Annotated in this window: 23 protein-coding genes; 17 read left to right on the top strand and 6 right to left on the bottom strand. The window is 61.4% G+C overall.

The genetic code is table 11. The features are described from left to right. The first annotated feature begins 6 nt into the window (after positions 1-6). The 16 genes from B2J69_RS09375 (at position 7) to mutT (ending at position 20,167) form a co-directional block, all read left to right on the top strand. Positions 7-1,773: a peptidoglycan glycosyltransferase FtsI gene (locus B2J69_RS09375; RefSeq protein WP_081138608.1), complete on the top strand. Its 1,767-nt coding sequence runs from the start codon at positions 7-9 to the stop codon at positions 1,771-1,773. Further along, a complete protein-coding gene (gene murE / locus B2J69_RS09370) occupies positions 1,760-3,247 on the top strand; it encodes a UDP-N-acetylmuramoyl-L-alanyl-D-glutamate--2,6-diaminopimelate ligase (RefSeq protein ID WP_081138602.1) in 1,488 nt (495 codons plus the stop codon). Before B2J69_RS09375 ends, murE begins: the two co-directional genes overlap by 14 nt. Continuing rightward, positions 3,244-4,602, top strand: coding sequence for a UDP-N-acetylmuramoyl-tripeptide--D-alanyl-D-alanine ligase (gene murF, locus B2J69_RS09365; RefSeq protein WP_081138596.1), 1,359 nt, complete (start codon positions 3,244-3,246; stop codon positions 4,600-4,602). The genes murE and murF overlap by 4 nt, the downstream gene beginning before the upstream one ends. After that, entirely contained in the window at positions 4,596-5,678 is a 1,083-nt protein-coding gene (gene mraY, locus B2J69_RS09360; protein ID WP_081138594.1) for a phospho-N-acetylmuramoyl-pentapeptide-transferase, read from the top strand. The genes murF and mraY overlap by 7 nt, the downstream gene beginning before the upstream one ends. Before the next feature lie 2 nt (positions 5,679-5,680). After that, positions 5,681-6,997 carry a UDP-N-acetylmuramoyl-L-alanine--D-glutamate ligase gene (murD, locus tag B2J69_RS09355; protein WP_081138592.1) on the top strand — a complete coding sequence of 439 codons (1,317 nt, stop codon included), beginning with the start codon at positions 5,681-5,683 and terminating at the stop codon, positions 6,995-6,997. Next, positions 6,997-8,223: a cell division protein FtsW gene (gene ftsW, locus B2J69_RS09350; protein WP_081138591.1), complete on the top strand. Its 1,227-nt coding sequence runs from the start codon at positions 6,997-6,999 to the stop codon at positions 8,221-8,223. Before murD ends, ftsW begins: the two co-directional genes overlap by 1 nt. Next, positions 8,220-9,278, top strand: coding sequence for an undecaprenyldiphospho-muramoylpentapeptide beta-N-acetylglucosaminyltransferase (murG, locus tag B2J69_RS09345; protein ID WP_081138590.1), 1,059 nt, complete (start codon positions 8,220-8,222; stop codon positions 9,276-9,278). Before ftsW ends, murG begins: the two co-directional genes overlap by 4 nt. A 69-nt stretch (positions 9,279-9,347) precedes the next feature. Next, entirely contained in the window at positions 9,348-10,823 is a 1,476-nt protein-coding gene (gene murC, locus B2J69_RS09340; RefSeq protein WP_081138589.1) for a UDP-N-acetylmuramate--L-alanine ligase, read from the top strand. Then, entirely contained in the window at positions 10,816-11,736 is a 921-nt protein-coding gene (locus tag B2J69_RS09335; RefSeq protein WP_081138588.1) for a D-alanine--D-alanine ligase, read from the top strand. Before murC ends, B2J69_RS09335 begins: the two co-directional genes overlap by 8 nt. 1 nt (position 11,737) lies before the next feature. Then, complete coding sequence (gene ftsQ, locus B2J69_RS09330) at positions 11,738-12,574, top strand: cell division protein FtsQ (protein WP_081138585.1); 837 nt, start codon at positions 11,738-11,740, stop codon at positions 12,572-12,574. Then, the gene (gene ftsA / locus B2J69_RS09325; protein WP_033749492.1) at positions 12,571-13,827 is read left to right on the top strand and encodes a cell division protein FtsA; all 1,257 of its coding nucleotides are present in this window, start codon (positions 12,571-12,573) and stop codon (positions 13,825-13,827) included. Before ftsQ ends, ftsA begins: the two co-directional genes overlap by 4 nt. A 69-nt stretch (positions 13,828-13,896) precedes the next feature. Beyond that, the gene (gene ftsZ, locus B2J69_RS09320; RefSeq protein ID WP_081138583.1) at positions 13,897-15,051 is read left to right on the top strand and encodes a cell division protein FtsZ; all 1,155 of its coding nucleotides are present in this window, start codon (positions 13,897-13,899) and stop codon (positions 15,049-15,051) included. Positions 15,052-15,152: 101 nt separating this feature from the next. Beyond that, positions 15,153-16,070 (top strand): UDP-3-O-acyl-N-acetylglucosamine deacetylase, encoded by a 918-nt coding sequence (gene lpxC, locus B2J69_RS09315; protein WP_081138581.1) that lies wholly within the window; start codon positions 15,153-15,155, stop codon positions 16,068-16,070. 303 nt (positions 16,071-16,373) lie between these two features. Beyond that, on the top strand, positions 16,374-16,877 hold the full coding sequence (gene secM, locus B2J69_RS09310; protein ID WP_236722700.1) for a secA translation cis-regulator SecM: 504 nt from the start codon (positions 16,374-16,376) through the stop codon (positions 16,875-16,877). Positions 16,878-16,947: 70 nt separating this feature from the next. Then, the gene (secA, locus tag B2J69_RS09305) at positions 16,948-19,653 is read left to right on the top strand and encodes a preprotein translocase subunit SecA (protein ID WP_081138579.1); all 2,706 of its coding nucleotides are present in this window, start codon (positions 16,948-16,950) and stop codon (positions 19,651-19,653) included. Between the two features lie 118 nt (positions 19,654-19,771). Further along, complete coding sequence (gene mutT, locus B2J69_RS09300; protein WP_081138577.1) at positions 19,772-20,167, top strand: 8-oxo-dGTP diphosphatase MutT; 396 nt, start codon at positions 19,772-19,774, stop codon at positions 20,165-20,167. Between the two features lie 24 nt (positions 20,168-20,191). Here mutT and yacG read toward each other — a convergent pair whose 3' ends face one another. From yacG to coaE, 3 genes are read right to left on the bottom strand one after another with little or no spacing between them, the layout of a single operon-like run. Then, a complete protein-coding gene (gene yacG, locus B2J69_RS09295; RefSeq protein ID WP_081138575.1) occupies positions 20,192-20,389 on the bottom strand; it encodes a DNA gyrase inhibitor YacG in 198 nt (65 codons plus the stop codon). Between the two features lie 8 nt (positions 20,390-20,397). Then, positions 20,398-21,141, bottom strand: coding sequence for a cell division protein ZapD (gene zapD, locus B2J69_RS09290; RefSeq protein WP_081138573.1), 744 nt, complete (start codon positions 21,139-21,141; stop codon positions 20,398-20,400). Between the two features lie 4 nt (positions 21,142-21,145). After that, complete coding sequence (coaE, locus tag B2J69_RS09285) at positions 21,146-21,754, bottom strand: dephospho-CoA kinase (protein WP_081138570.1); 609 nt, start codon at positions 21,752-21,754, stop codon at positions 21,146-21,148. A 218-nt stretch (positions 21,755-21,972) separates the two neighbouring features. Between coaE and B2J69_RS09280 the strand changes: the two genes are divergently transcribed. Further along, on the top strand, positions 21,973-23,013 hold the full coding sequence (locus B2J69_RS09280) for a GMP reductase (RefSeq protein WP_081138567.1): 1,041 nt from the start codon (positions 21,973-21,975) through the stop codon (positions 23,011-23,013). Positions 23,014-23,044: 31 nt separating this feature from the next. On the opposite strand, the gene hofC is transcribed toward B2J69_RS09280, so the two are convergent. Genes hofC through ppdD form a run of 3 tightly spaced genes read right to left on the bottom strand, consistent with a single transcriptional unit; the run spans position 23,045 to position 26,064 of the window. After that, positions 23,045-24,244 carry a protein transport protein HofC gene (gene hofC, locus B2J69_RS09275; protein WP_081138565.1) on the bottom strand — a complete coding sequence of 400 codons (1,200 nt, stop codon included), beginning with the start codon at positions 24,242-24,244 and terminating at the stop codon, positions 23,045-23,047. Beyond that, positions 24,231-25,622: a type II secretion system protein GspE gene (gspE, locus tag B2J69_RS09270; RefSeq protein ID WP_081138562.1), complete on the bottom strand. Its 1,392-nt coding sequence runs from the start codon at positions 25,620-25,622 to the stop codon at positions 24,231-24,233. Before gspE ends, hofC begins: the two co-directional genes overlap by 14 nt. Beyond that, positions 25,609-26,064 (bottom strand): prepilin peptidase-dependent pilin, encoded by a 456-nt coding sequence (ppdD, locus tag B2J69_RS09265; protein ID WP_081138560.1) that lies wholly within the window; start codon positions 26,062-26,064, stop codon positions 25,609-25,611. The genes gspE and ppdD overlap by 14 nt, the downstream gene beginning before the upstream one ends. Between the last annotated feature and the right edge of the window lie 171 nt (positions 26,065-26,235).

Below are 26,235 nucleotides of genomic sequence, written 5' to 3'. Positions count from 1 at the left end.
ATCGCAATGAGCGGCGCAAGCAAAACGCTGAAGGTGAGAAAACAGGAAGATAAAGCCAGCTTTGTAAGCTGGCGTTTTGCGTTGCTGTGCGGCTGTATTTTACTGGCGCTGGGCGGCCTGCTGTCGCGCGTCGCCTGGCTCCAGGTCATCAGCCCGGATAAGCTGGTGAAAGAGGGCGATCTGCGCTCTCTGCGCGTGCAGGCGATCCCGACCGCGCGCGGCATGATCAGCGATCGCGCCGGGCGTCCGCTGGCGGTCAGCGTGCCGGTCAACGCCATCTGGGCCGATCCGAAAGAGCTGCATGACGCGGGCGGCGTAACCCTCGACAGCCGCTGGAAAGCGCTCTCTGACGCGCTCTCTATCCCGCTCGATCAGCTGGCGACGCGCGTCAACGCCAACCCAAAAGGGCGCTTTATCTACCTGGCGCGCCAGGTCAGCCCCGCTATCAGCGACTACGTTAAAAAGCTCAAGCTGCCCGGCATCCATCTGCGCGAAGAGTCGCGCCGCTACTATCCGGCCGGTCAGGTGACCTCTCACCTGATCGGCTTTACCAATATCGACGGCCAGGGCATCGAAGGCATCGAGAAGAGCTTCGATAAGTGGCTGACCGGCGCGCCGGGCGAGCGTACGGTGCGTAAAGACCGCAACGGCCGCGTCATAGAAGATATCTCCTCTGTCGACAGCCGCGCCGCCCATAACCTGACGCTGAGCATCGACGAACGTTTGCAGGCGCTGGTCTACCGTGAACTCAATAACGCCGTCGCGTTCAACAAAGCTGAATCGGGCACGGCCGTGCTGGTGGACGTGAACACCGGCGAAGTGCTGGCGATGGCCAACAGCCCGGCCTACAACCCCAACAACCTCAGCAACACGCCGAAAGAGATGATGCGCAACCGCGCCATCACCGATATTTTCGAACCCGGCTCAACCGTGAAGCCGATGGTGGTGATGACGGCGCTGCAGCGCGGCGTGGTGCGAGAGAACAGCGTGCTGAATACCGTGCCGTATCGCGTTAATGGTCATGAGATCAAAGACGTGGCGCGCTACAACGAACTGACCCTTACCGGGGTTCTGCAGAAGTCGAGTAACGTCGGTGTTTCACGACTGGCGTTAGCGATGCCCTCCTCAGCGCTGGTAGATACTTACGCGCGCTTTGGGTTGGGTAAACCGACCAATTTGGGGCTGGTCGGGGAAAGTAGTGGCTTATACCCTCAAAAACAACGGTGGTCTGACATAGAGAGGGCCACCTTCTCTTTCGGTTACGGGCTAATGGTAACGCCGTTACAGTTAGCACGTGTCTACGCGACCATCGGCAGCTACGGCATTCATCGCCCGCTGTCGATCACCAAGGTCGATCCGCCCGTCGCGGGCGAGCGCGTTTTCCCGGAATCGCTGGTGAAAACCGTGGTGCATATGATGGAAAGCGTCGCGCTGCCAGGCGGCGGCGGCGTGAAAGCGGCGATTAAAGGCTACCGCATCGCGATCAAAACCGGCACGGCGAAAAAAGTCGGGCCGGACGGTCGTTACGTCAATAAATATATTGCTTACACCGCAGGCGTCGCGCCTGCCAGTCACCCTCGTTTCGCGCTGGTGGTGGTGATCAACGATCCCCTGGCCGGCAAATATTATGGTGGTGCGGTCTCCGCGCCGGTGTTCGGTGCCATCATGGGCGGCGTATTGCGCACCATGAACATCGAGCCGGACGCGTTGCCGACCAATGATAAAAACGAGCTGGCGACCAACAGAAGTGAGGAAAAAAGTGACAGATCGTAACCTGCGCGACCTGCTGGCCCCCTGGGTGCCAGGCGCGCCGGCGCGTCCCCTGGGAGACATGACACTGGACAGCCGTAAAGCGGCCGCCGGCGATCTGTTTGTGGCGGTCGCAGGCCACCACGCCGATGGACGGCGTTTTATTCCGCAGGCGATCGCGCAGGGCGTGGCCGCCGTGATTGCGGAAGCCGAAGGCGAAGCCAGCGATGGCGATATTCGCGAGATGCACGGCGTGCCGGTTATCTACCTGGCGCAGCTGCAACAGCGGCTCTCGGCGCTGGCGGGACGTTTTTACGGCCAGCCGGGCGACAAACAGAAGCTGGTGGGCGTGACCGGCACCAACGGTAAAACCACCACGACGCAGCTGCTGGCGCAGTGGGCGCAGCTGCTGGGCGAAACCGGCGCGGTGATGGGCACGGTGGGCAATGGCCTGCTCGGACAGCTCAGCGCTACTGAAAATACCACCGGCTCGGCCGTCGACGTTCAGCATCTGCTGCACGAACTGGCGCAGCAGGGCGCGACGCTGACCGCGATGGAGGTCTCCTCCCACGGTCTGGTGCAGCACCGCGTGGCGGCGCTGCCGTTCGCCGCTGCCGTCTTTACCAACCTGAGCCGCGACCATCTCGACTATCACGGCGACATGCAGAGCTACGAATCGGCGAAAAAGCTGCTGTTCACCGAACATCAGGTCGGCGAAATGATCCTGAACGCCGATGACGAGGTGGGCCGCCGCTGGCTGGCGACGCTGCCCGACGCCGTCGCGGTGACCATGGAGAATAATCTCCAGCCGGGCTGCCACGGCCGCTGGCTGAAAGCCGAAGAGGTGACCTACCGCGACAACGGCGCGCATATTCGCTTCCGCTCCAGCTGGGGCGAAGGGGAGATTGAGAGTCGCCTGATGGGCGCCTTCAACGTCAGCAATCTGCTGCTCGCCTGCGCCACGCTGCTGGCGCTCGATTATCCGCTCGCCGATCTGGTGCGCACCGCGCCGCAGCTGCAGCCGGTGTGCGGCCGCATGGAAGTCTTCAGCGCGCCGGGCAAACCGACCGTGGTGGTGGATTACGCCCATACGCCGGACGCGCTGGAAAAAGCGCTGGAAGCCGCACGCCTGCACTGCAAAGGCAAGCTGTGGTGCCTGTTCGGCTGCGGCGGCGACCGTGATAAAGGCAAACGCCCGCTGATGGGCGCCATTGCCGAACAGTTCGCCGATGTGGTGGTGATTACCGACGACAACCCGCGCAGCGAAGATCCGCAGGCTATCGTCAACGACATTCTGACCGGACTGCTTGAGCCGCATCGCGCGCGCGTCATGGCGGGTCGTGCGCAGGCGGTCACGCATGCCGTTTTGCAGGCGCAGCCTGACGACATCGTGCTGGTGGCGGGCAAAGGTCATGAAGATTATCAAATCGTGGGGCAGCGTCGTCTGGATTACTCCGACCGCGCCACGGTTGCCGCGTTATTAGGAGTCACGGCATGATCCCGGTTTCCCTTACCACTCTGGCTGAAATCAGCGGCGGCGCGCTGCACGGCAGCGACCTGACCCTGAACGACGTGACCACCGACACGCGCAAGGTGACGCAGGGTAGCCTGTTCGTCGCGCTGGTCGGCGAGCGCTTCGACGCCCATGACTTTGCCGCTGAGGCTATCGCCAGCGGCGCACAGGCGCTGCTGGTGAGTAAGTATTTACCTGTCTCCGTGCCGCAGGTGGTGGTCACTGACACGCGCATCGCCTTCGGCAAGCTGGCCGCCTGGGTGCGCCAGCAGGCGAAAGCGCGCGTGGTGGCGCTGACCGGCTCCTCCGGCAAAACCTCGGTCAAAGAGATGACCGCGGCCATTCTGCGCCAGTGCGGCGAGACGCTCTACACCGCGGGCAATCTCAATAACGACTTCGGCGTGCCGATGACGCTGCTGCGCCTGACGCCGCAGCATCAGTATGCGGTGATCGAGCTGGGCGCGAATCATCAGGGTGAAATCGCCTATACCACCGAGCTGACGCGCCCTGAGAGCGCGCTGGTGAATAACCTGGCGGCGGCGCATCTGGAAGGCTTCGGCTCGCTGGCGGGCGTGGCGAAGGCGAAAGGGGAGATCTTCAACGGTCTGCCGGCTAACGGCACCGCTATTCTTAACGCCGACAGCAACGACTGGCCGCACTGGCAGGCGAATCTGCACGGCAAACGCGTCTGGCGCTTTTCGCCGCAGGCCACCGACAGCGACTTCGCGGCGCGCGATATCCGACTCAGCGTCGACGGCACCCATTTCACTATGCAAACGCCAGCGGGCGACATCGCCATTACGCTGCCGCTGCCGGGCCGCCACAACATCGCCAACGCGCTGGCCGCCGCGGCGCTGGCGCTCTCGGTGGATGCGCCGCTCAGCGCTATTCAAAGCGGCCTGAAAAACCTGCAGGCGGTGCCTGGCCGACTGTTCCCCATTCGCCTGGCCGAACATCAGCTGCTGCTTGACGACAGCTACAACGCTAACGTCGGCTCGATGACCGCCGCCGCGCAGGTATTGGGCGAAATGCCCGGCTACCGCGTGATGGTGGTCGGTGATATGGCGGAGCTGGGCGAAGAGGCGGAGCAGTGCCATCGCGAAGTCGGCCTGGCGGCGAAAGCCGCAGGCGTCGATCGCGTGCTGAGCGTCGGCCTGTTGAGCGCGCATATCAGCGAAAGCAGCGGCGTTGGCGAACATTTCAGCAACAAAACCGCGCTGACGGAACGTTTACGGACGCTGTTGTCCGAACATCGGGAATTAACCGTTTTGATTAAAGGTTCGCGGAGTGCTGCCATGGAGCAGGTCGTGCAGAACCTACAGGAGATGGGAACATGTTAGTCTGGCTGGCCGAACATCTGGTCGCTTTTTATTCCGGCTTCAACGTCTTTTCGTATTTGACGTTTCGCGCCATTGTCAGCCTGCTGACCGCGTTATTTATCTCTTTATGGATGGGGCCGCGCCTGATCGCCTGGCTGCAGAAGCTGCAGATCGGCCAGGTGGTGCGCAACGACGGCCCGGAGTCGCACTTCAGCAAGCGCGGCACGCCGACCATGGGCGGCATTATGATCCTCACCTCTATCACCGTGTCGGTGCTGATGTGGGCCTATCCTTCTAACCCCTATGTCTGGTGCGTGCTGGTGGTGCTGGTGGGCTTTGGCGTAATCGGCTTTGTCGACGACTACCGCAAAGTGGTGCGCAAAGACACCAAAGGGCTGATCGCGCGCTGGAAATATTTCTGGATGTCGGTGATCTCGCTCGGCGTGGCGTTCGCGCTCTACGCCGCCGGCAACGGCACGCCCGCCACGCAGCTGGTGGTGCCCTTCTTTAAAGACATCATGCCGCAGCTGGGGCTGTTTTACGTGGTACTGGCCTACTTCGTGATTGTCGGCACCGGCAACGCGGTCAACCTGACTGACGGTCTTGACGGCCTGGCGATTATGCCGACCGTGTTTGTCGCGGCAGGCTTCGCGCTGGTCGCCTGGGCGACCGGCAACGTGAAGTTCGCTGAATACCTGCATATTCCCTATCTGCGCCACGCGGGCGAGCTGGTGATCGTCTGCACCGCCATCGTCGGGGCAGGGCTCGGCTTCCTGTGGTTCAACACCTATCCGGCGCAGGTCTTTATGGGCGACGTCGGATCGCTGGCGCTGGGCGGCGCGCTCGGCACGCTGGCCGTGCTGCTGCGTCAGGAGTTCCTGCTGGTGATCATGGGCGGCGTTTTTGTCGTTGAGACGCTGTCGGTGATCCTGCAGGTGGGATCGTTCAAGCTGCGCGGTCAGCGTATTTTCCGCATGGCGCCGATCCATCATCACTATGAACTGAAAGGCTGGCCGGAGCCGCGCGTCATTGTGCGCTTCTGGATTATTTCGCTGATGCTGGTGCTGATTGGCCTGGCAACGCTGAAGGTGCGCTAATTATGGCTGACTATCGGGGCAGAAAAGTGGTCATTATCGGGCTGGGCCTGACCGGTCTCTCCTGTGTTGATTTCTTTTTAGCGCAAGGCGTGACGCCGCGCGTGATGGATACCCGTGTGTCGCCGCCGGGGCTCGACAAACTGCCTGCGCAGGTTGAGCGCTACACTGGCGGGCTGAACAGCGACTGGCTGCTGGCGGCGGATCTGATCGTCGCCAGCCCGGGCATGGCGCTGGCGCATCCCGCGCTCAGCGAGGCGGCGGACGCAGGCGTGGAGATCGTCGGCGACATCGAACTGTTCTGCCGCGAGGCGCAGGCGCCGATCGTGGCGATCACCGGATCCAACGGTAAAAGCACGGTCACCACGTTAGTGGGCGAAATGGCGCGCGCCGCTGGCTGGCAGGTGGGCGTCGGCGGCAATATCGGTTTGCCGGCGCTGTCGCTGCTGAAGTCGCCCGCCCAGCTTTACGTGCTGGAGCTCTCCAGCTTCCAGCTGGAAACCACCTTTAGCCTGAAAGCGGCGGCGGCGACCATTCTCAACGTCACCGAAGATCATATGGATCGCTATCCGCTCGGCATGCAGCAGTATCGCGCCGCGAAGCTGCGCATCTATGAAAACGCGCGCGTCTGCGTGGTGAACGCCGACGATGGGATGACCATGCCGGTGCGCGGCGCCGACGCGCGCTGCGTCAGCTTCGGCGTCGATTTCGGCGACTACCACCTCAACCGCCAGCAGGGCGCGACCTGGCTGCGCGTGAAGGGTGAGAAGGTGCTGAACACCGATGAGATGAAGCTGGTGGGCCAGCACAACTACACCAACGCGCTGGCGGCGCTGGCGCTGGCGGACGCCGTCGGGCTGCCGCGCGCCTCCAGCCTGGCGGCGCTGACCAGCTTTACCGGACTGGCGCACCGTTTCCAGCTGGCGCACGAGGCCAACGGCGTACGCTGGATCAACGACTCTAAAGCCACCAACGTCGGCAGCACCGAAGCGGCCCTGAACGGTCTGCAGGTGAACGGCCGACTCTGGCTGCTGCTGGGCGGCGACGGCAAATCCGCGGATTTCACTCCGCTGGCGCGCTACGTGCAGGACGAGAAGGTTCGCCTCTACTGCTTCGGCCGTGACGGCGACGCGCTGGCGGCGCTGCGCCCCGACAACGCCGTGCGCACCGAGACGATGGATCAGGCGATGGCGCTTATCGCACCGCAGGTTCAGCCTGGTGATATGGTGCTGCTGTCACCCGCCTGCGCCAGCCTCGATCAGTTTCGCAATTTTGAACAGCGCGGCGACCGCTTCGCGCAGCTGGCGAAGGAGTTAGGCTGATGCGTATTCCTGGCGGCGGACTGATTGTTGGACTCTTCACCTTTATCGCCACGCGCCTGAAGGACTGGGTGATGGGCGCGCGCGAAAGCGACGACTCTGCGCTGGTGCTCTATGACCGCACGCTGCTGTGGCTCACCTTTGGCCTGGCGATAGTCGGCTTCGTGATGGTGACCTCGGCCTCGATGCCGGTCGGCCAGCGTCTCAACGACGATCCCTTCTACTTTGCCAAGCGCGACGCCTTTTATATCGTGCTGGGGCTTGGCATCGCGCTGGTCACGCTGCGCGTGCCGATGGATTTCTGGCAGCGCTACAGCAACGCAATGCTGCTGGCCACGGTGGTGATGCTGCTTATCGTGCTGGTGGTCGGCAGTTCGGTTAACGGCGCCTCGCGCTGGATCGCCCTCGGCCCGCTGCGTATTCAGCCGGCGGAATTGTCGAAGCTGTCGCTCTTCTGCTATCTCGCCAGCTATCTGGTGCGAAAGGTGGAAGAGGTGCGCAACAACTTCTGGGGCTTCTGCAAACCGATGGGTGTGATGGTGGTGCTGGCGGTGCTGCTGCTGGCGCAGCCTGACCTCGGCACCGTGGTGGTGCTGTTCGTCACTACCCTGGCGATGCTCTTCCTGGCGGGCGCAAAGCTGTGGCAGTTCCTGGCGATCATCGGCTCCGGCATCTTCGCCGTGGTGCTGCTGATTATCGCCGAACCCTACCGTATGCGTCGCGTCACCTCGTTCTGGAATCCCTGGGAAGATCCCTTCGGCAGCGGTTACCAGCTGACCCAGTCGCTGATGGCCTTCGGCCGCGGCGAATTCTGGGGGCAGGGGCTCGGCAACTCGGTGCAAAAACTGGAGTATCTGCCGGAAGCGCACACCGACTTTATCTTCTCCATCATCGGTGAGGAACTGGGTTATATCGGTGTGGTTTTGGCCTTGTTGATGGTATTCTTCGTGGCTTTTCGTGCGATGTCGATTGGTCGCCGCGCACTGGAGATCGACCAGCGCTTTTCTGGCTTTCTCGCCTGCTCTATCGGCGTATGGTTCAGCTTTCAGGCGCTGGTCAACGTCGGCGCGGCGGCGGGTATGCTGCCGACCAAAGGCCTGACGCTGCCGCTGATCAGCTACGGCGGCTCCAGTTTGCTGATTATGTCGACCGCCATCGTGTTTTTGCTGCGTATTGATTATGAAACGCGCCTGACCAAAGCGCAGGCGTTTACCCGAGGTGCCCGATGAGTGGGAAGCGTTTGATGGTGATGGCGGGCGGGACCGGCGGGCATGTTTTCCCCGGTCTGGCCGTCGCCCATCATCTGATGGAGCAGGGGTGGCAGGTTCGCTGGCTCGGCACGGCCGACAGAATGGAAGCGGATCTGGTGCCGAAGCACGGCATTGAGATTGACTTTATCCGCATCAGCGGGCTGCGCGGCAAAGGCATTAAGGCGCTGCTGCTGGCGCCGATGCGTATTTTCAACGCCTGGCGGCAGGCGCGCGCCATTATGCGCGCCTGGCAGCCGGACGTGGTGCTGGGCATGGGCGGCTACGTGTCCGGTCCCGGCGGCCTGGCAGCCTGGAGCTGCGGCATCCCGGTGGTGCTGCACGAGCAGAATGGCATCGCCGGCCTGACCAACAAGTGGCTGGCAAAGATCGCCAGCAAGGTGATGCAGGCGTTTCCCGGCGCCTTTCCCCATGCGGACGTGGTGGGGAATCCGGTGCGCACCGACGTGCTGGCGCTGCCGCTGCCGGAGGCGCGTCTGACCAACCGCAGCGGTCCGATCCGCGTGCTGGTGGTCGGCGGCAGCCAGGGCGCGCGCGTGCTGAACCAGACGCTGCCGCAGGTGGCGGCCGCGCTGGGCGACAGCATCACGCTGTGGCATCAGACCGGCAAAGGCGCGCTGCAGGAGGTGCTCGGGGCGTATCAGCAGCGCGGGCAGACGCAGCACAAGGTCACGGAGTTTATCGATGATATGGCCGCCGCCTACGCCTGGGCGGACGTGGTGGTTTGCCGCTCCGGCGCGCTGACCGTCAGCGAAATCGCCGCCGCCGGCCTGCCGGCGATTTTCGTGCCTTTTCAGCATAAAGATCGTCAGCAGTACTGGAATGCGCTGCCGCTGGAGAAAGCGGGCGCAGCCAAAATTTTTGAGCAACCGCAGTTTACCGCGGATGCCGTGGCGGAGACGCTGCGCCGCTGGGATCGCCCCACGCTGTTGAGCATGGCGGAAAAAGCCCGCCAGGTGGCGATCCCCGATGCGACCGAACGGGTCGCGCGGGAAGTGGCGCGCGCCGCGAAATGAATAATCGGGTCAGCATGGCTGACCGGTGCCGCAAAGGGCACGCATTAAGATGACAGGTAACTGAGAACGATGAATACACAACAACTGGCAAAACTGCGCTCCATTGTGCCCGAGATGCGTCGCGTCCGGCACATTCACTTTGTCGGCATCGGCGGTGCCGGCATGGGCGGTATTGCCGAAGTGTTGGCGAATGAGGGTTACCACATCAGCGGCTCCGATCTGGCGCCGAACGCGGTAACGCAGCATCTGGCGGCGCTGGGCGCCACCATCTATTTCAACCATCGCCCGGAAAACGTCACCGACGCCAGCGTGGTGGTGGTCTCCAGCGCGGTAGCGCAGGACAACCCGGAACTGGTCGCGGCGCGCGAACAACGTATTCCCGTGATCCGTCGCGCCGAAATGCTGGCGGAGCTGATGCGTTTTCGTCACGGCATCGCCATTGCCGGCACGCACGGCAAAACCACCACCACCGCGATGGTGTCGAGCATCTATGCCGAAGGCGGGCTCGATCCTACCTTCGTCAACGGCGGGCTGGTGAAGGCGGCGGGCACGCACGCGCGTCTCGGCAGCAGCCGCTACCTGATTGCCGAAGCGGACGAGAGCGACGCCTCTTTCCTGCATCTGCAGCCGATGGTGGCGGTGGTGACCAATATCGAAGCTGACCATATGGACACCTACCAGGGCGACTTCGAGAACCTGAAACAGACCTTTATCAATTTTCTGCACAACCTGCCGTTTTACGGTCGTGCGGTGATGTGCATCGACGACGTGGTGATCCGCGATCTAATCCCACGCGTGGGCCGTCACATCACCACCTACGGCTTCAGCGACGACGCCGACGTGCGCATCGAGCACTACGAGCAGCGCGGCGCGCAGGGGCACTTTACGCTGGTGCGTCACGACAGGCCACGCCTGCAGGTGACGCTGAACGCGCCGGGCCGCCATAACGCGCTTAACGCCGCGGCGGCGGTGGCGGTGGCGAGCGAAGAGGGCATTGACGACAACGCCATCCTCGCCGCGCTGGAGAGCTTCCAGGGCACCGGACGCCGCTTTGACCTGCTGGGCGAATACCCGACCGAGCCGGTCAACGGCAATCCGGGCACGGCGATGCTGGTGGACGATTACGGCCATCATCCGACCGAGGTCGACGCCACCATCGAGGCGGCGCGCGCCGGCTGGCCGGATAAAAAACTGGTAATGGTGTTTCAGCCGCACCGCTACACGCGCACGCGCGATCTGTTCGACGACTTCGCCAACGTGCTGTCGCAGGTCGACGTCTTGCTGATGCTGGATGTCTACTCGGCGGGCGAAACGGCGATCCCCGGCGCGGACAGCCGCGCCTTGTGCCGCTCTATTCGCGGCCGCGGCAAGGTCGATCCGGTGCTGGTGCCGGAGCATGACGCGCTGCCGGAAATGCTGGCGCCGCTGCTGTCGGGCAACGACCTGATTCTGGTGCAGGGCGCGGGCAACGTCGGCAAAGTGGCGCGCAAGCTGGCGGAGTGCAAACTGCAGCCCGAGCGTAAAGCGGAGGATCGTCATGGCTAATAAAGTCGCCGTCCTGATGGGCGGCACCTCGGCGGAGCGCGATGTTTCGCTGATGTCCGGCAGCGCAGTGCTGGCCGGACTGCGTGAAGCCGGAGTTAACGCGCACCCGATTGATACGCGCGACGTGTCGGTGCTGACGCTGAAAGAGCAGGGCTTCGACGCCGCCTTCATCGCGCTGCACGGGCGCGGCGGCGAAGATGGCACGCTGCAGGCGGTGCTGGAATTCTTACAGCTGCCCTATACCGGCAGCGGCGTGATGGCGTCGGCCATCACCATGGACAAGCTGCGCACCAAACTGCTGTGGCAGGGTCGCGGCCTGCCGTCAGGACGCTTTGTCTGGCTGACGCGTCAGCAGTATCAGGCGGGCCTGACGGCGGAAACGCGCGACGCCATTGCCGCGCTCGGCCTGCCGCTGTTCGTCAAGCCGAGCTGCGAAGGCTCCAGCGTCGGCATCAGCCGCGTCAACGCGGCAGAGGCATTGCCGGCCGCGCTGGACGAAGCCTTCCGTCATGACGACGACGTGCTGATCGAGGCGTTTCTTAGCGGCGCGGAGTACACGGTGGGCATTGTGGGCGATCAAATTCTGCCTGCAATACGCATTCAGACCGCCAGCGAGTTTTATGACTATGAAGCAAAATACATTTCTGACGATACTCAATACTTCTGCCCTGCAGGATTGAGCGCGGAACGAGAAGCGGAATTGCAGAGTCTGGTCTGGGATGCATGGCGTGCGCTGGGCTGCAGCGGATGGGGTCGCGTCGACGTGATGACCGACGGCGAGGGCAACTTCCAGCTGCTGGAGGTGAACACCTCGCCGGGCATGACCAGCCACAGCCTGGTGCCGATGGCGGCAAAGGAAGCGGGAATGCGCTTCTCCCAGCTGGTGGCGCGTATTCTGGAGCTGGCCGACTGATATGTCACAGGCGGCACTGAACGCACGGAACCGCGAACCCCAGGAGCGCACGCGCTCGGGGCGCAGCAACGGGGCCAGACTTTTCGGCATCGTTTTTTTGCTGATGGTCATTGGCATTATGATTTTCGGCGGGCTGGTGGTGCTGAAGTGGATGAACGACGCGTCGCGCCTGCCGCTTTCCCGGCTGGTGGTGACGGGCGAAACCCACTACACCACGCACGATGATATTCGCCAGGCGATTCTGTCGCTGGGCGCGCCGGGCACCTTTATGTCGCAGGATGTCGACATTATCCAGCAGCAGATCGAACGGCTGCCGTGGATTAAACAGGTCAGCGTGCGCAAGCAGTGGCCCGACGAGCTGAAGATCCATCTGGTGGAGTATGTGCCGGTGGCGCGCTGGAACGATCTCCATATGGTGGACGCGGACGGCGTCTCCTTCAGCGTGCCGGCCAGCCATGTCGGCAAAGCGGCGATGCCGATGCTCTATGGACCAGAAGGCAGCGAGAAAGAGGTGTTGGCGGGTTACCACAGCATGAGCGACGTGCTGAAAGCCAACAAGTTTACCCTGAAGGTAGCGTCGATGACGGCGCGGCGGTCATGGCAGCTGGTCACCAGCGACGATGTGCGCATCGAACTGGGGCGCGGCGAGCCGATGAAACGTCTTAACCGATTTATTGAGCTCTATCCGGCGTTGCAGCAGCAGGGGCAGAACGAGCACAAACGTATCAGCTACGTCGATTTGCGGTACGACTCGGGCGCAGCCGTGGGCTGGACGCCGGAGCCGGTGGAGCTCCAGGACAGTAATCAGCAACAGAACCAGGCACAGGCTAAACAATGATCAAGGCAACGGACAGAAAACTGGTAGTTGGACTCGAAATTGGCACCGCGAAGGTTGCCGCCCTGGTTGGGGAAATTCTGCCCGATGGTATGGTCAACATTATCGGGGTGGGCAGCTGCCCGTCTCGTGGTATGGATAAAGGCGGCGTAAACGATCTGGAGTCGGTGGTGAAGTGCGTGCAGCGCGCCATCGACCAGGCCGAGCTGATGGCGGATTGCCAGATCTCCTCCGTCTATCTTGCCTTATCGGGCAAACATATCAGCTGTCAGAACGAAATCGGGATGGTTCCGATTTCCGAAGAGGAGGTGACTCAGGATGATGTGGAAAACGTCGTACACACTGCGAAATCAGTGCGCGTGCGTGACGAGCACCGCATCCTGCATGTTATTCCTCAGGAATACGCTATCGATTATCAGGAAGGCATCAAAAATCCGGTCGGACTTTCCGGCGTGCGCATGCAGGCAAAAGTGCACCTGATCACATGTCACAACGATATGGCGAAAAATATCGTCAAAGCCGTTGAACGTTGCGGTCTGAAAGTTGACCAACTGATTTTTGCCGGCCTGGCGTCCAGTTTCGCCGTGCTGACGGAAGATGAACGTGAGCTTGGCGTCTGTGTTGTCGACGTCGGTGGCGGTACAATGGATATCGCGGTCTACACGGGCGGCGCGCTGCGCCACACTAAAGTGATCCCCTACGCGGGGAATGTGGTCACCAGCGATATCGCCTACGCTTTCGGCACGCCGCCGACCGACGCGGAGGCCATTAAGGTCCGCCACGGCTGCGCGCTGGGCTCGATTGTCGGCAAAGACGAAAATGTCGAAGTGCCGAGCGTCGGCGGGCGTCCGCCGCGCAGTCTGCAGCGACAGACGCTGGCAGAGGTGATCGAGCCGCGTTACACCGAATTACTGAATCTGGTCAACGACGAGATTCTGCAGCTTCAGGAACAACTGCGTCAGCAGGGCGTTAAGCACCATCTGGCAGCCGGGATCGTGCTGACCGGGGGCGCGGCGCAGATTGAAGGGCTGGCCGCCTGCGCGCAGCGCGTTTTTCATACGCAGGTGCGCATCGGGCAGCCGCTCAATATCACAGGATTGACGGATTACGCGCAGGAACCTTATTACTCAACCGCAGTGGGACTGCTGCACTATGGCAAAGAGTCCCATATGAACGGCGATGCAGAGACGGAAAAACGCGCATCGGTGGGCAACTGGTTCAAGCGCATCAATAGCTGGTTGAAGAAAGAATTTTGATTTTAGAAAGGAGACCATGCTGGCACTGTTTATGGTCTCCAGGCGACAGGCACATAACGGAGAGAAATCATGTTTGAACCGATGGAATTAACCAATGACGCGGTGATTAAAGTCATCGGCGTCGGCGGTGGCGGCGGCAACGCCGTAGAGCACATGGTACGCGAGCGTATCGAAGGTGTGGAATTCTTCGCTGTGAACACCGACGCTCAGGCGTTGCGTAAAACAGCGGTTGGCCAGACGATCCAGATCGGTACCAATATCACCAAAGGTCTGGGCGCAGGGGCAAATCCGGAAGTGGGTCGGACCTCTGCAGAAGAAGATCGCGAAGCACTGCGTTCTGCGCTGGAGGGAGCAGACATGGTGTTTATCGCTGCAGGTATGGGCGGCGGTACCGGTACCGGCGCGGCACCTGTAGTGGCGGAAGTCGCTAAAGACCTGGGCATTCTGACCGTTGCGGTCGTGACCAAGCCGTTCAACTTCGAAGGCAAGAAGCGCATGGCCTTTGCCGAGCAGGGCATCGCCGAGCTGTCGAAGCACGTGGACTCGCTGATCACTATCCCGAACGACAAGCTGCTGAAAGTGTTGGGTCGCGGCATCTCTCTGCTCGACGCCTTCGGCGCGGCCAACGACGTGCTGAAAGGCGCGGTTCAGGGCATCGCCGAACTGATTACGCGTCCGGGCCTGATGAACGTCGACTTCGCCGACGTGCGCACCGTGATGTCTGAAATGGGCTACGCCATGATGGGTTCCGGCGTCGCCTGCGGTGAAGACCGCGCGGAAGAAGCGGCCGAAATGGCGATCTCCAGCCCGCTGCTGGAAGATATCGACCTGTCCGGCGCGCGCGGCGTGCTGGTCAACATCACGGCGGGCTTCGACCTGCGTCTGGATGAGTTCGAAACCGTGGGTAACACTATCCGCGCCTTCGCCTCAGACAACGCGACCGTGGTTATCGGCACCTCGCTGGATCCAGAAATGAATGACGAACTGCGCGTGACCGTGGTCGCCACCGGCATCGGCATGGACAAGCGTCCAGAAATCACCCTGGTCACCACCAAGCCAGCCAGCCAGCCGGTTATGGATCATCGCTACCAGCAGCACGGCATGTCGCCGCTGCCGCAGGAGCAGAAACCGGCAGCGAAAGTGGTCAACGACCAGAGCGCGCAGTCAAACAAAGAGCCCGATTACCTTGATATTCCAGCGTTTCTGCGTAAGCAGGCCGACTAGGAATAACCTGAGAATTGGGATTCTCCGCTCTTTGTGCTAAAGTGTTCGCCCGCCGGTAAAGTATACTGGCGGTCGGATGGGTAATATTGCGAGATAATACGATGATCAAACAAAGGACATTAAAACGTATTGTTCAGGCGACTGGCGTCGGTTTGCATACCGGCAAGAAAGTCACGCTGACATTACGCCCTGCGCCGGCGAATACCGGGGTCATCTATCGTCGCACTGACTTGAATCCACCGGTTGATTTCCCGGCTGATGCAAAATACGTGCGCGACACCATGCTGAGTACCTGCCTGGTGAATGATGAAGGCGTGCGTATTTCGACGGTTGAACACCTGAACGCCGCGCTGGCTGGCCTGGGTATCGACAACATTATTGTTGAAGTGGATGCGCCGGAAATCCCGATTATGGACGGCAGCGCCGCGCCCTTCATCTATCTGCTGATGGATGCAGGCATCGAACAGCTGAACAGCGCCAAGAAGTTCGTGCGCGTGAAACAGACTGTGCGCGTGGAAGATGGCGACAAGTGGGCCGAGATCAAGCCGTACAACGGTTTCTCTCTCGACTTCACCATCGACTTCAAGCATCCGGCGATCGACTCCAGCTCGCAGCGCTATCAGCTGAACTTCTCTGCCGACTCTTTTGTTCGTCAGATCAGCCGCGCCCGCACCTTCGGCTTTATGCGGGAAATCGAGTACCTGCAATCCAAAGGCCTGTGCCTGGGCGGTAGTCTGGATTGCGCCATTGGCCTCGACGATTTCCGCGTGCTGAATGAAGAAGGGCTGCGTTTTGAAGATGAATTCGTTCGTCACAAAACGCTCGACGCGATCGGCGACCTGTTTATGTGCGGCCACAATATTATCGGCGCGTTTACCGCGTTCAAATCAGGCCATGCACTGAACAACAAGCTGCTGCAGGCGGTTCTCGCTAAGCAGGAAGCCTGGGAATGGGCGACCTTCGAAGACGAAGCGCAACTTCCGCTGGCGTTCAAGGCACCGAATCTGGTTCTGGCTTAATTACCCCAGAACGTGAAACGGCTGGTTATGCTGACACCCCTCTCCGGTCAGCGGCGCCAGCCGTTTTTTATTGTCTCTCTTTCCGCCGCTAAAAATCTGCAAGCTGCCTCGCATGCATTTCTGCAACGTTGCTGAAACGCTGAACAAACACGCGCGTTTTATTCCAGCACCACTTTAAACACTGATGTGGTCGTCCCACATTAGTGGTACTATCAGGCGCTCTGAAAAGCTGAGCGCCGCTGTTCAAAGACGAGCGGTAAACCCCTGACAACGACGCGATCGTTGATTCGCAATGGAAGAGTTGTGATCGGAATTTTTCTACGCTGGCGACAATTAGGCAGACGCTATTTCTGGCCTCATCTCCTGTTGGGGATGGTGGCGGCCAGCCTTGGCTTGCCTGTCTGCGCGCAGAGCGCGGAGCTTAACGCCTCCTCCGAATCCTCTTCCAGCAGCCTGTTTGTCGGCAACGCCGCGCGCTTCGACCAGCTGATCCGCCTGCAGGAAACGGCGCGACGTCCCAGCTTTACTATCGATTACTGGCATCAGCACGCCATTCGCACCGTTATCCGCCATCTCTCCTTTACTCTGACGCCGCAGGCGGAAACGGCGGAAGCCCTGCCGCTGGCGGCGCATAAGCTGGCGCTGATCGACTCGCTTCAGGCGCTGCTCACCGCGCCTGGCTCTCTGCCGCAGCCGTCGCAACAGGCGGAAACGCCGCGTGATGCGCTCGCACCTGCGACTTCGCTGAGCAACTGGCGCAGCAAAACCCATGCAATTCGCGCTGGACCGTCTACGCTGCTTGTCTGACACACATCAAAAATACCTTTATTTCATTATCGCAGTCCGCGTCAGGCGGCTGAATTGAGAAGTTTTTAATATGTTAATCAAACTGTTAACGAAAGTATTTGGCAGCAGCAACGATCGTACTCTGCGCCGTATGCGCAAAGCAGTAGACGTCATCAACAAGATGGAGCCGGATTTTGAGAAACTTTCAGACGATGAGCTGAAGGCGAAAACCGATGAGTTTCGCGAGCGCCTGAAAAAGGGCGAGACGCTGGAGAGCCTGATCCCGGAAGCGTTCGCCACCGTGCGTGAAGCGAGCAAGCGCGTCTTCGGCATGCGTCACTTCGACGTCCAGCTGATCGGCGGCATGGTGCTCAACGATCGCTGCATCGCCGAGATGCGTACCGGTGAAGGTAAAACCCTGACCGCCACCCTGCCTGCCTATCTCAACGCTCTGAGCGGCAAAGGCGTTCACGTGGTGACCGTCAACGACTATCTGGCGCAGCGCGATGCGGAAAATAACCGTCCGCTGTTCGAGTTCCTCGGTCTGAGCGTCGGCATTAACCTGCCGGGCATGCCCTCGGTGGCGAAGCGTGAAGCCTACGCGGCCGATATCACCTACGGCACCAACAACGAATATGGCTTCGACTACCTGCGCGACAACATGGCCTTCAGCCCGGAAGAGCGCGTACAGCGCAAGCTGAACTATGCGCTGGTGGATGAGGTGGACTCCATCCTGATCGATGAAGCGCGTACGCCGCTGATTATCTCCGGTCCGGCGGAAGACAGCTCCGAGATGTACACCAGGGTCAACAAAATCATCCCGAGCCTGGTGCGTCAGGAGAAAGAAGATTCCGACAACTTCCAGGGCGAAGGCGATTTCTGGGTCGACGAGAAAGCGCGTCAGGCGCATATGACCGAGCGCGGCCTGGTGAAGGTCGAAGAGCTGCTGGTGAGCCAGAACATCATGGAAGAGGGCGAGTCGCTCTACTCGCCGACCAACATCATGCTGATGCACCACGTGACCGCGGCGCTGCGCGCCCACGCGCTGTTTACCCGCGATGTGGACTACATCGTGAAAGATGGCGAAGTGGTGATCGTCGACGAACACACCGGCCGTACTATGCAGGGCCGCCGCTGGTCGGACGGTCTGCATCAGGCGATTGAAGCCAAAGAGGGCGTGGAGATCCAGAACGAGAACCAGACGCTGGCCTCCATCACCTTCCAGAACTACTTCCGTCTCTACGATAAGCTGGCCGGTATGACCGGTACGGCGGACACCGAGGCGTTTGAGTTCAGCTCTATCTACAAACTCGACACCATCGTGGTGCCGACCAACCGTCCGATGGTGCGTAAAGATCTGCCCGATCTGGTTTATATGACCGAGAAAGAGAAGATCGACGCCATTATCGAAGATATCCGCGAGCGTACCGCCAACGGCCAGCCGGTGCTGGTGGGAACCATCTCCATTGAAAAATCGGAAGTGGTCTCTAACGAGCTGACGCGCGCGGGCATCAAGCACAACGTGCTGAACGCCAAATTCCACGCCCGTGAAGCGGATATCGTGGCGCAGGCGGGTCAGCCGGGCGCGGTTACCATCGCCACCAACATGGCGGGCCGCGGCACCGACATTATGCTGGGCGGCAGCTGGCACGCGGAAGTCGCCGAGCTGGAAGCGCCGACCGAGGCGCAGATCGAGGCGATCAAAGCGGCGTGGCAGCAGCGTCACGATGCGGTACTGGCATCGGGCGGCCTGCACATCATCGGCACCGAGCGCCACGAGTCGCGCCGTATCGATAACCAGCTGCGCGGTCGCGCCGGTCGTCAGGGCGACGCCGGTTCTTCCCGTTTCTATCTGTCGATGGAAGATGCGCTGATGCGTATTTTCGCCTCGGATCGCGTCTCTAACATGATGCGTAAACTGGGGATGAAGCCAGGGGAAGCGATTGAGCATCCGTGGGTGACCAAGGCGATCGCCAACGCGCAGCGCAAAGTTGAAAGCCGCAACTTTGATATCCGTAAGCAGCTGCTGGAGTATGACGACGTGGCGAACGACCAGCGTCGCGCCATCTACAGCCAGCGTAACGAATTGCTGGACGTCTCCGACGTGAGCGAAACCATCAACAGCATTCGCGAAGACGTGTTCAAAACCACCATCGACAGCTACATTCCGCCACAGTCGCTGGAAGAGATGTGGGACGTGCCGGGCCTGGAAGAGCGCCTGCGCAACGACTTCGATCTCGATCTGCCGATCGCCGAGTGGCTGGATAAAGAGCCGGATCTGCATGAAGAGACGCTGCGCGAGCGCATTATGACGCAGGCCCGCGAAAGCTACGCCAGCAAAGAAGAAGTGGTCGGCGTCGAGATGATGCGCAACTTCGAAAAAGGCGTGATGCTGCAGACGCTGGACTCGCTGTGGAAAGAGCATCTGGCGGCGATGGACTACCTGCGTCAGGGCATCCACCTGCGCGGTTATGCGCAGAAAGATCCGAAGCAGGAGTACAAGCGCGAATCCTTTGCCATGTTCGCGGCGATGCTGGAGTCGCTGAAGTATGAAGTGGTCAGCACCCTGAGCAAGGTTCAGGTGCGCATGCCGGAAGAAGTCGAGGCGATGGAGCAGCAGCGTCGCGAAGAGGCGGAGCGTCTGGCGCAGCAGCAGCAGCTCAGCCACGTCGACGATGAAGCGGCGGCAGCGGCATCGCTGGCGGCGCAGGGCGGCGAGCGTAAAGTGGGTCGCAACGATCCTTGCCCGTGCGGCTCCGGCAAAAAATATAAGCAGTGTCACGGTCGCCTGGCCTGACAAACCTGAGAAAAAGGAGCTTCGGCTCCTTTTTTCTTTCCCGCGGCGACAGATTAACTTTGCGCCGCCCATGCTTTAGAATCAGCGCTCATTCACCCATCCGACGTGGAACATATTTATGAAGCACCTGCAGGTTGCCGTAGGCATCATCCGTAACGCCGATAAACAGATCTTCCTGGCTCAGCGGCCAGCCTCGTCGCATATGGCGAATATGTGGGAGTTTCCTGGCGGCAAAATCGAAGCGGGCGAAAGCGCGGAAGAGGCGTTAACGCGCGAGCTGCTGGAAGAGACCGGCATTGAGGTGACGCAGGCGACGGCAATCGGCGCGGCGGACCATACCTATGACGATCTGCGCGTCACGCTGAATTTCTTTCTGGTCGAGGGCTGGAAGGGCGAGCCGTGGGGACGTGAAGGTCAACCGCAGCGCTGGGTGGCGCAGCGCGCGCTGGTGGCGGAGGAGTTCCCGCCGGCTAACCATGCGCTGATTGCGCGCCTGGTCGCCGACGAGCTGTAACCTCAGGGGCGTGCGCCCCTGCTGTTAATGCTGCTCTTCGCTCCACTCATCGCTATCGCTCTGATCGCCCTCGCTGGGAATACGCTTCTCTTCATCCGCCCATTCGCCTAAATCAATCAGCTGACAGCGCTTGCTGCAAAAAGGACGCCACGGGCTGAGCTCATCCCAAATCACATCTTTGCCGCAGTGTGGACAGGGCACGGTAATCACTTCGTCTTGCATAGCTACCTCTAACAACAGGCCAGTTCAAAATTAAGTCGGGCAGGCACTTCGCCGCGTTCGCTGTCGAGCGGCAAAAAACGGATGGCATAACGACTTTTATGGCCCGAAACCTGGGGATAAAGCGCGTCTTCCAGCTGCAGCTGCAGGCGTAGCAGATCGGCGCCTTCCGCATTGTCCTGATAAAAGCCATTCAGGCTGGTTTGATGGCGAAACGCACCCGACTGACGGATCAGGTCGAGCACCATCGCCAGGCTCTGGTTGAGCGGCTCCAGCGTCTCCAGCCAGGCGGCGACGTGACTATCTCGCACCTCCTGCGGCTGATGCAGCCAGATATGCAGGCCTGGCAGATCGAAGCTGCAGCATCCGCCGGGAATGCTGAGGCGCTGGCGCACCAGCCCGATAAGGCGATCCTCACGCAGCTGCTGACCCATGCGCGGCGCGGCGTTGAGCTGCACCGACTGCGCTCTGAGCTTCTCGCGCAGCGCGTCGACCAGCGCCATATCCACGCCGGGCACGTCGGCCCAGGCGCGCAGTTTCTGCTGCTGCCGCTCCAGCTCTTTCAGCAGTTCGGTGCGCATGTCGCCGCGCTCGAAAATATCCAGCAGTTCGCCGATGATGCGAAAAAAGGTCAGCGCTGACGACGTGCGGGCCACCGGCACGGTCTCATGCAGCTGCTGGATTAAAAACTCGACGCGCAGCCAGGTGCGCATTTTCTCATTCAGGGGATGTTCAAACAGAACGACTGTGCTCATAGCGTTAATCCTGTTGCGTTGCCGCCAGCGTCAGATAGCGCTGGTGCAGGGCGGCAACCTGCGGCAGCGCGTCAGCTGGCGCGCCGCTGTTATTAATAACGTCGTCGGCTACGGCGAGGCGCGCGCTGCGCGTCGCCTGAGCGGACAGAATATTTTTCGCCTGCTGAAGATCGATGCCGTCGCGCTGAATGGTGCGCGCAATCTGCGTCGCCTCATCGACGTCCACCACCAGCACGCGATCCGCCTGGCGCTGCAGGCCATTTTCCACCAGCAGCGGCACCACCCACAGTACGTAGGGCGCCGTAGTCAGCGCTTTAAGCTGCTGCGTGCGGGCGTTGATCAGGGGATGAAGCAGATTATTCAGCCAGCTTTTCTCTTCGGGCGACTGGAAAATAATTTCTCTCAGTCGGGCGCGATTGAGCGCGCCTTGATCGGTCAGAATGTCGGGGCCGTGCCGCTCGACGATGCGCTGTAGCGCCGGCGATCCCGGCTCGACCACCTCGCGCGCGATGCGGTCCGCGTCGATGAGGGGCACGCCAAGCGCCGCGAAAGCATTGGCAATCGTGCTTTTTCCACTGCCGATTCCACCGGTCAGCGCCACGGTATAGGGCATATCACTCTCTCAGGCACGCATCACAGCAGGCAGGTCGAAGCGCGAAACTGTGTGCGCGATCACAATGAATATTCTCAGCTAAATTTATCGGATTGTAGCTTAAATAAAGTGAAATTCGCAGTCTTGTCGCGGCGCGTACGGCGCGTATGATGAGTTCACTGGAGCCGTGCGCGCTACCCGAACGGTGATTTGCTGCCACTTACCAGGACATATTTTGTATGCGTATTGAAGAAGATTTAAAGCTGGGTTTTAAAGACGTCTTGATCCGTCCGAAACGCTCCACGCTGAAAAGCCGCTCTCAGGTCGAACTTGAACGCAGCTTTACCTTTAAGCACTCAGGCCTGAACTGGCACGGCGTGCCGGTTATTGCCGCTAACATGGATACCGTCGGCACCTTCAGCATGGCGGAGGCGCTGGCCAGCTTCGACATTCTGACGGCGGTGCACAAGCACTACAGCGTGGAAGAGTGGCGCGCCTTTATCCAGCGCTCGTCGGTTGCAGTGCTACACCACATTATGGTGTCGACCGGCACCTCTGAAGCCGATCTGCAAAAGCTGACGGCGATTCTGGCGCTCTCCGCCGACCTCAAATTTATCTGTATCGACGTGGCGAACGGCTATTCCGAGCACTTTGTCACCTTCCTGCAGCGTGCGCGCGAGCTGTTTCCGGATCGCACTATCTGTGCAGGCAACGTGGTGACCGGCGAGATGGTGGAAGAGCTGATCCTCTCCGGCGCCGATATCGTTAAGGTTGGCATTGGGCCAGGCTCGGTCTGCACCACGCGCGTCAAAACCGGCGTCGGCTATCCCCAGCTCTCGGCGGTGATCGAGTGCGCGGATGCCGCACACGGTTTGGGCGGACAGATCGTCAGCGACGGCGGCTGCGCGGTGCCGGGCGATATCGCCAAGGCGTTCGGCGGCGGCGCCGATTTCGTGATGCTGGGCGGCATGCTGGCGGCGCACGATGAGTGCGAGGGCACCGTGGTCGAAGAGAACGGCGAGCAGTTTATGCTGTTTTATGGCATGAGTTCTGAATCGGCGATGAAGCGCCACGTCGGCGGCGTTGCGCAGTATCGCGCGGCGGAAGGCAAGACAGTAAAACTGCCGCTGCGCGGGCCGGTGGAAGAGACGGCGCGCGACATTCTTGGCGGCCTGCGCTCAGCCTGCACCTATGTCGGCGCGGAGCGGCTGAAGGAGCTGACCAAGCGAACCACCTTTATCCGCGTTGCCGAGCAGGAAAACCGCGTTTTCAACCGCTAATCTTTTCTGCCATCAGGGTGCCTCGCGCACCCTAGTGGATGGCGTCTCCCAGCCCAAATACCGGTAGATACATGGCGATCACCAGCGTGCCGACAATCGCGCCGATCACCACCATCATCGCCGGCTCCAGCGAGGCGGCAAGCGTATCGGCCAGCGCCAGAGTTTGCGCTTCGTGCCACTCCGCCAGGCGCGCCAGCATGGTGTCCAGTGCCCCGGCCTCTTCCCCGACGTGCACCAGCTGCATACAGAGCGGCGTAAACAGCGGATGGTCTTGTAGCGCCAGATGCAGCGGCTGCCCCTGCGCGATATGGCGCTGCAGCGCAACCAGGGCGTCGCGCCATAAGCGCGTCGTCAGCGTCGCCTCCGCCGCCTGCAGTCCCTGCAGCAGCGTAATGCCCGCCTGTTGCGTCAGCTGCAAAACGGCATAGATCTGGCTGAGCTGGCTGCCGCGCCACAGGTCGCAGAGCAGCGGCACGCGCAGCATCAGGCGCTGTTCCCACAATTGCCAGGCAGGCGAGCGTCGCCGCAGCGCTTGCCAGCCCGCCGCCGACAACGCCAGCAGGATAGCGAGCCAGCCACCCCAGCGCTGCAGCCCGGTTGACAGCGCCATCACCGCTGCCGTAAACGCGGGAAGCGGCGCATTGAACGAGGCGTAGACCGAGACGAACTCCGGCAGCACGAATAACAGCATGCCGCCGCTGACGGCGATCGCTACCAGCAGAATAAACAGCGGATAGCGCAGTGCCTTCACCACCTTATTCCATAAATAACGCTGCCGCGCCTGCTGTTCGGCCAGCTGCGCGCAGCAGACGTCAAGCTGGCCGGTCAGCTCGCCGACCTGCATCAGGGCGCAGAAGAGCGGCGGGAAGATTTGCGGCCACTGGCCTAGCGCCTGCGAAAAAGGCACGCCGCTAACGACCCGCAGCCGCAGCGCGTGCAGCAGCAGGCGCCAGCCGGTATGCGGATGGCCTTGCGCCAGCAGCGCCAGCCCTTGCGCCAGCGGCAGGCCCGCTTTCAGCAGCGTCGCCAGCTGCCGGACAAAATCGATCTTTTGCTGCCACTGCCAGTGGCGCGTGCGCCAGGTTCTGGCGCGGCGCCAGCTGACCGGCAGCAGATCCTGTTCAGCCAGCTGGCGCAGCACGCTCTCTTCATCCGCCGCCAGGCTCTCGCCCTCGTGCAGCTGCTGCTGACCGTCGACCGCCTGCCAGCGAAACAGGCTAAGCGTGGCCATCTTCCAGGCCCGTGACGCGCTGCATCTCTTCCAGCGACGTCTCGCCGCGGCTGACCGCCTCCAGCCCGGCGCTAAACAGCGTCCGCATGCCCTGTTTTTTCGCCAGCGCCAGCACGCTGTCGAGCGGCATCTCAGCGGCGATGGCGTTTTGCAGTTTCGCGCCCACCGGCAATATTTCAAACAGCGCCAGCCGCCCGAAATAGCCGGAAAAACAGTGATCGCAGCCGGGGGCGCGCCAGGTCTGCAGCGTGCCGGGCCAGATGTCCGGCGGAAAGTGCGCCACCGCCTGGGCGGGCTGACGGCAGTGGGGGCAAAGCCGCCGCACCAGCCGCTGCGCAATAATAAGCCGCAGCGCCGGGCCGAGCAGATAGCCGGGAATACCCATCTGACGCAGCCGCGTCAGGGTTTCCGCCGTCGAGTTAGTGTGCAGCGTCGAGAGCACCAGATGGCCGGTCTGCGCCGCTTTGACCGCTATCTCCGCCGTTTCTGCATCGCGGATTTCGCCCACCATAATAACGTCTGGATCCTGGCGCAGCAGGGCACGCAGCACGCGGTTGAAGTCGAGCCCGCATTTCGGGTTGATCTGCGTCTGGTTAATGCCAGCCAGCGGGATCTCCACCGGATCTTCCACGCTGCTGACGTTCATTTCCGGCCGGTTCAGCGTGCTCAGGCAGCTATAGAGCGTAAAGGTTTTGCCGCTGCCGGTCGGGCCGGTCACCAGGATAAGCCCCTGCGGCTGCGCCAGCGCGGCCGCCAGCAGGCGGCGCTGCGCGGCGGGCAAGCCCAGCTTATCCAGCGACAGGGTACTGCTTTCGCTCTGTAGCAGGCGGATCACCGCTTTTTCACCATGCTGCACCGGTAGCGTGGAGAGCCGAAAAGCGGCGGGTTTCTCCTCCAGCGTCAGGGTAAACTGCCCGTCCTGGGGCAGCCGGCGCTCGGCGATATCGAGCCCGGCCAGAATTTTCAGCCTGGCGAGCAGCGCGGCGGGCGGCGCCTCGGTTAAGGCCGTAAAGGGCTGTAAAACGCCGTCGATGCGCAGCCGTATCCGCAGGCCGTCGCGCTGCGGTTCAATATGAATGTCGGAGGCGCGCCGGCGCAGCGCCTGGCGCAGCATCTGATCGACGGTTTCCACCGCCGATTCGGGCTGAAGGTCACGCGGCGAAGGCGCAGAGGCGCCGCCGTGCTGGTGGAGATCGAGCCGCGCCTGCGGCCAGCACTCCACCTCAATCTGGCACTGGCTGGCGAACGCGAGCGCCTCGTGTAATCCCTCCGGCATCGGTTCCGCCACGGCGACGCGCAGCCGCGTCGCGTCATGATGCAGCAGGACGGCGCGGTAGCGCTGGCAGATGGCGTGGAGAGTGGCGTCAGGCGTTGCCATTGTCGGCTCCTTTGTCGTCGAAGCGGAACTGTTCCAGACAGTTGTCGCGCAGGCTGTTGCTGCTGCTGGTACAGCTGCGCTGCCACTTCAGGCTGCCATCGCCGCTGTCCCACACCGGCGTCATTTCGACGCTCAGCCCATTCAGGCTCTCCTGGCCGGTTAAGGTAATAGTGCCGTTGACGACGCTCAGCGCGGAGACATAACGCGAACCTTTCGCCGCCGGTATCCCTTTCTCGCCCGCCTGACAAGGCTCTGGACCGCCGCGCTCCATGGCGCACAGCTCGACGGCGGTTTTATAGGGCAGCATGGTTTGCAGCATATCGGTAAGCGCCGCGCGCTGGAGGTAGTTCTGATACGCCGGCAGACCAATGGCGCTGAGGATCGCCACGATCCCCACCACAATCATCAGCTCGACAAGGGTAAATCCCTGTTGATTCGTCATCTCGTTCTCCTCTCGGTAAACAGGAGAGGGCAGAGTAAAAAAGCGCAGAGGTGAAACCCAGCGGTGGATTTTAAGGCTGGAAAAGGCGACGCAGTGAAAAAGAGGGATTGCAGCGGGAACAACAATAATGTGGAAGCAGGTACGCAAAGCTGCCGTGCGCAACGGCACGGC

The organism is Pantoea latae, assembly GCF_002077695.1.
Lineage (GTDB): Bacteria > Pseudomonadota > Gammaproteobacteria > Enterobacterales > Enterobacteriaceae > Pantoea > Pantoea latae.
The sequence above is the reverse complement of the archived record's forward strand: the minus strand, read 5'-3'. Positions and strand labels throughout refer to the sequence as shown.

Coding starts and splice junctions, on each gene's coding strand:
- gspE (WP_081138562.1), bottom strand. CDS start 25,622: ATGGCAACGCCTGACGCCACTCTCCACGCCATCTGCCAGCGCTACCGC.
- zapD (WP_081138573.1), bottom strand. CDS start 21,141: ATGAGCACAGTCGTTCTGTTTGAACATCCCCTGAATGAGAAAATGCGC.
- secA (WP_081138579.1), top strand. CDS start 16,948: ATGTTAATCAAACTGTTAACGAAAGTATTTGGCAGCAGCAACGATCGT.
- hofC (WP_081138565.1), bottom strand. CDS start 24,244: ATGGCCACGCTTAGCCTGTTTCGCTGGCAGGCGGTCGACGGTCAGCAG.
- murD (WP_081138592.1), top strand. CDS start 5,681: ATGGCTGACTATCGGGGCAGAAAAGTGGTCATTATCGGGCTGGGCCTG.
- murC (WP_081138589.1), top strand. CDS start 9,348: ATGAATACACAACAACTGGCAAAACTGCGCTCCATTGTGCCCGAGATG.
- lpxC (WP_081138581.1), top strand. CDS start 15,153: ATGATCAAACAAAGGACATTAAAACGTATTGTTCAGGCGACTGGCGTC.
- ppdD (WP_081138560.1), bottom strand. CDS start 26,064: ATGACGAATCAACAGGGATTTACCCTTGTCGAGCTGATGATTGTGGTG.
- yacG (WP_081138575.1), bottom strand. CDS start 20,389: ATGCAAGACGAAGTGATTACCGTGCCCTGTCCACACTGCGGCAAAGAT.
- murG (WP_081138590.1), top strand. CDS start 8,220: ATGAGTGGGAAGCGTTTGATGGTGATGGCGGGCGGGACCGGCGGGCAT.
- ftsZ (WP_081138583.1), top strand. CDS start 13,897: ATGTTTGAACCGATGGAATTAACCAATGACGCGGTGATTAAAGTCATC.
- mraY (WP_081138594.1), top strand. CDS start 4,596: ATGTTAGTCTGGCTGGCCGAACATCTGGTCGCTTTTTATTCCGGCTTC.
- coaE (WP_081138570.1), bottom strand. CDS start 21,754: ATGCCCTATACCGTGGCGCTGACCGGTGGAATCGGCAGTGGAAAAAGC.
- mutT (WP_081138577.1), top strand. CDS start 19,772: ATGAAGCACCTGCAGGTTGCCGTAGGCATCATCCGTAACGCCGATAAA.
- B2J69_RS09335 (WP_081138588.1), top strand. CDS start 10,816: ATGGCTAATAAAGTCGCCGTCCTGATGGGCGGCACCTCGGCGGAGCGC.
- ftsQ (WP_081138585.1), top strand. CDS start 11,738: ATGTCACAGGCGGCACTGAACGCACGGAACCGCGAACCCCAGGAGCGC.
- ftsA (WP_033749492.1), top strand. CDS start 12,571: ATGATCAAGGCAACGGACAGAAAACTGGTAGTTGGACTCGAAATTGGC.
- B2J69_RS09375 (WP_081138608.1), top strand. CDS start 7: ATGAGCGGCGCAAGCAAAACGCTGAAGGTGAGAAAACAGGAAGATAAA.
- murF (WP_081138596.1), top strand. CDS start 3,244: ATGATCCCGGTTTCCCTTACCACTCTGGCTGAAATCAGCGGCGGCGCG.
- B2J69_RS09280 (WP_081138567.1), top strand. CDS start 21,973: ATGCGTATTGAAGAAGATTTAAAGCTGGGTTTTAAAGACGTCTTGATC.
- ftsW (WP_081138591.1), top strand. CDS start 6,997: ATGCGTATTCCTGGCGGCGGACTGATTGTTGGACTCTTCACCTTTATC.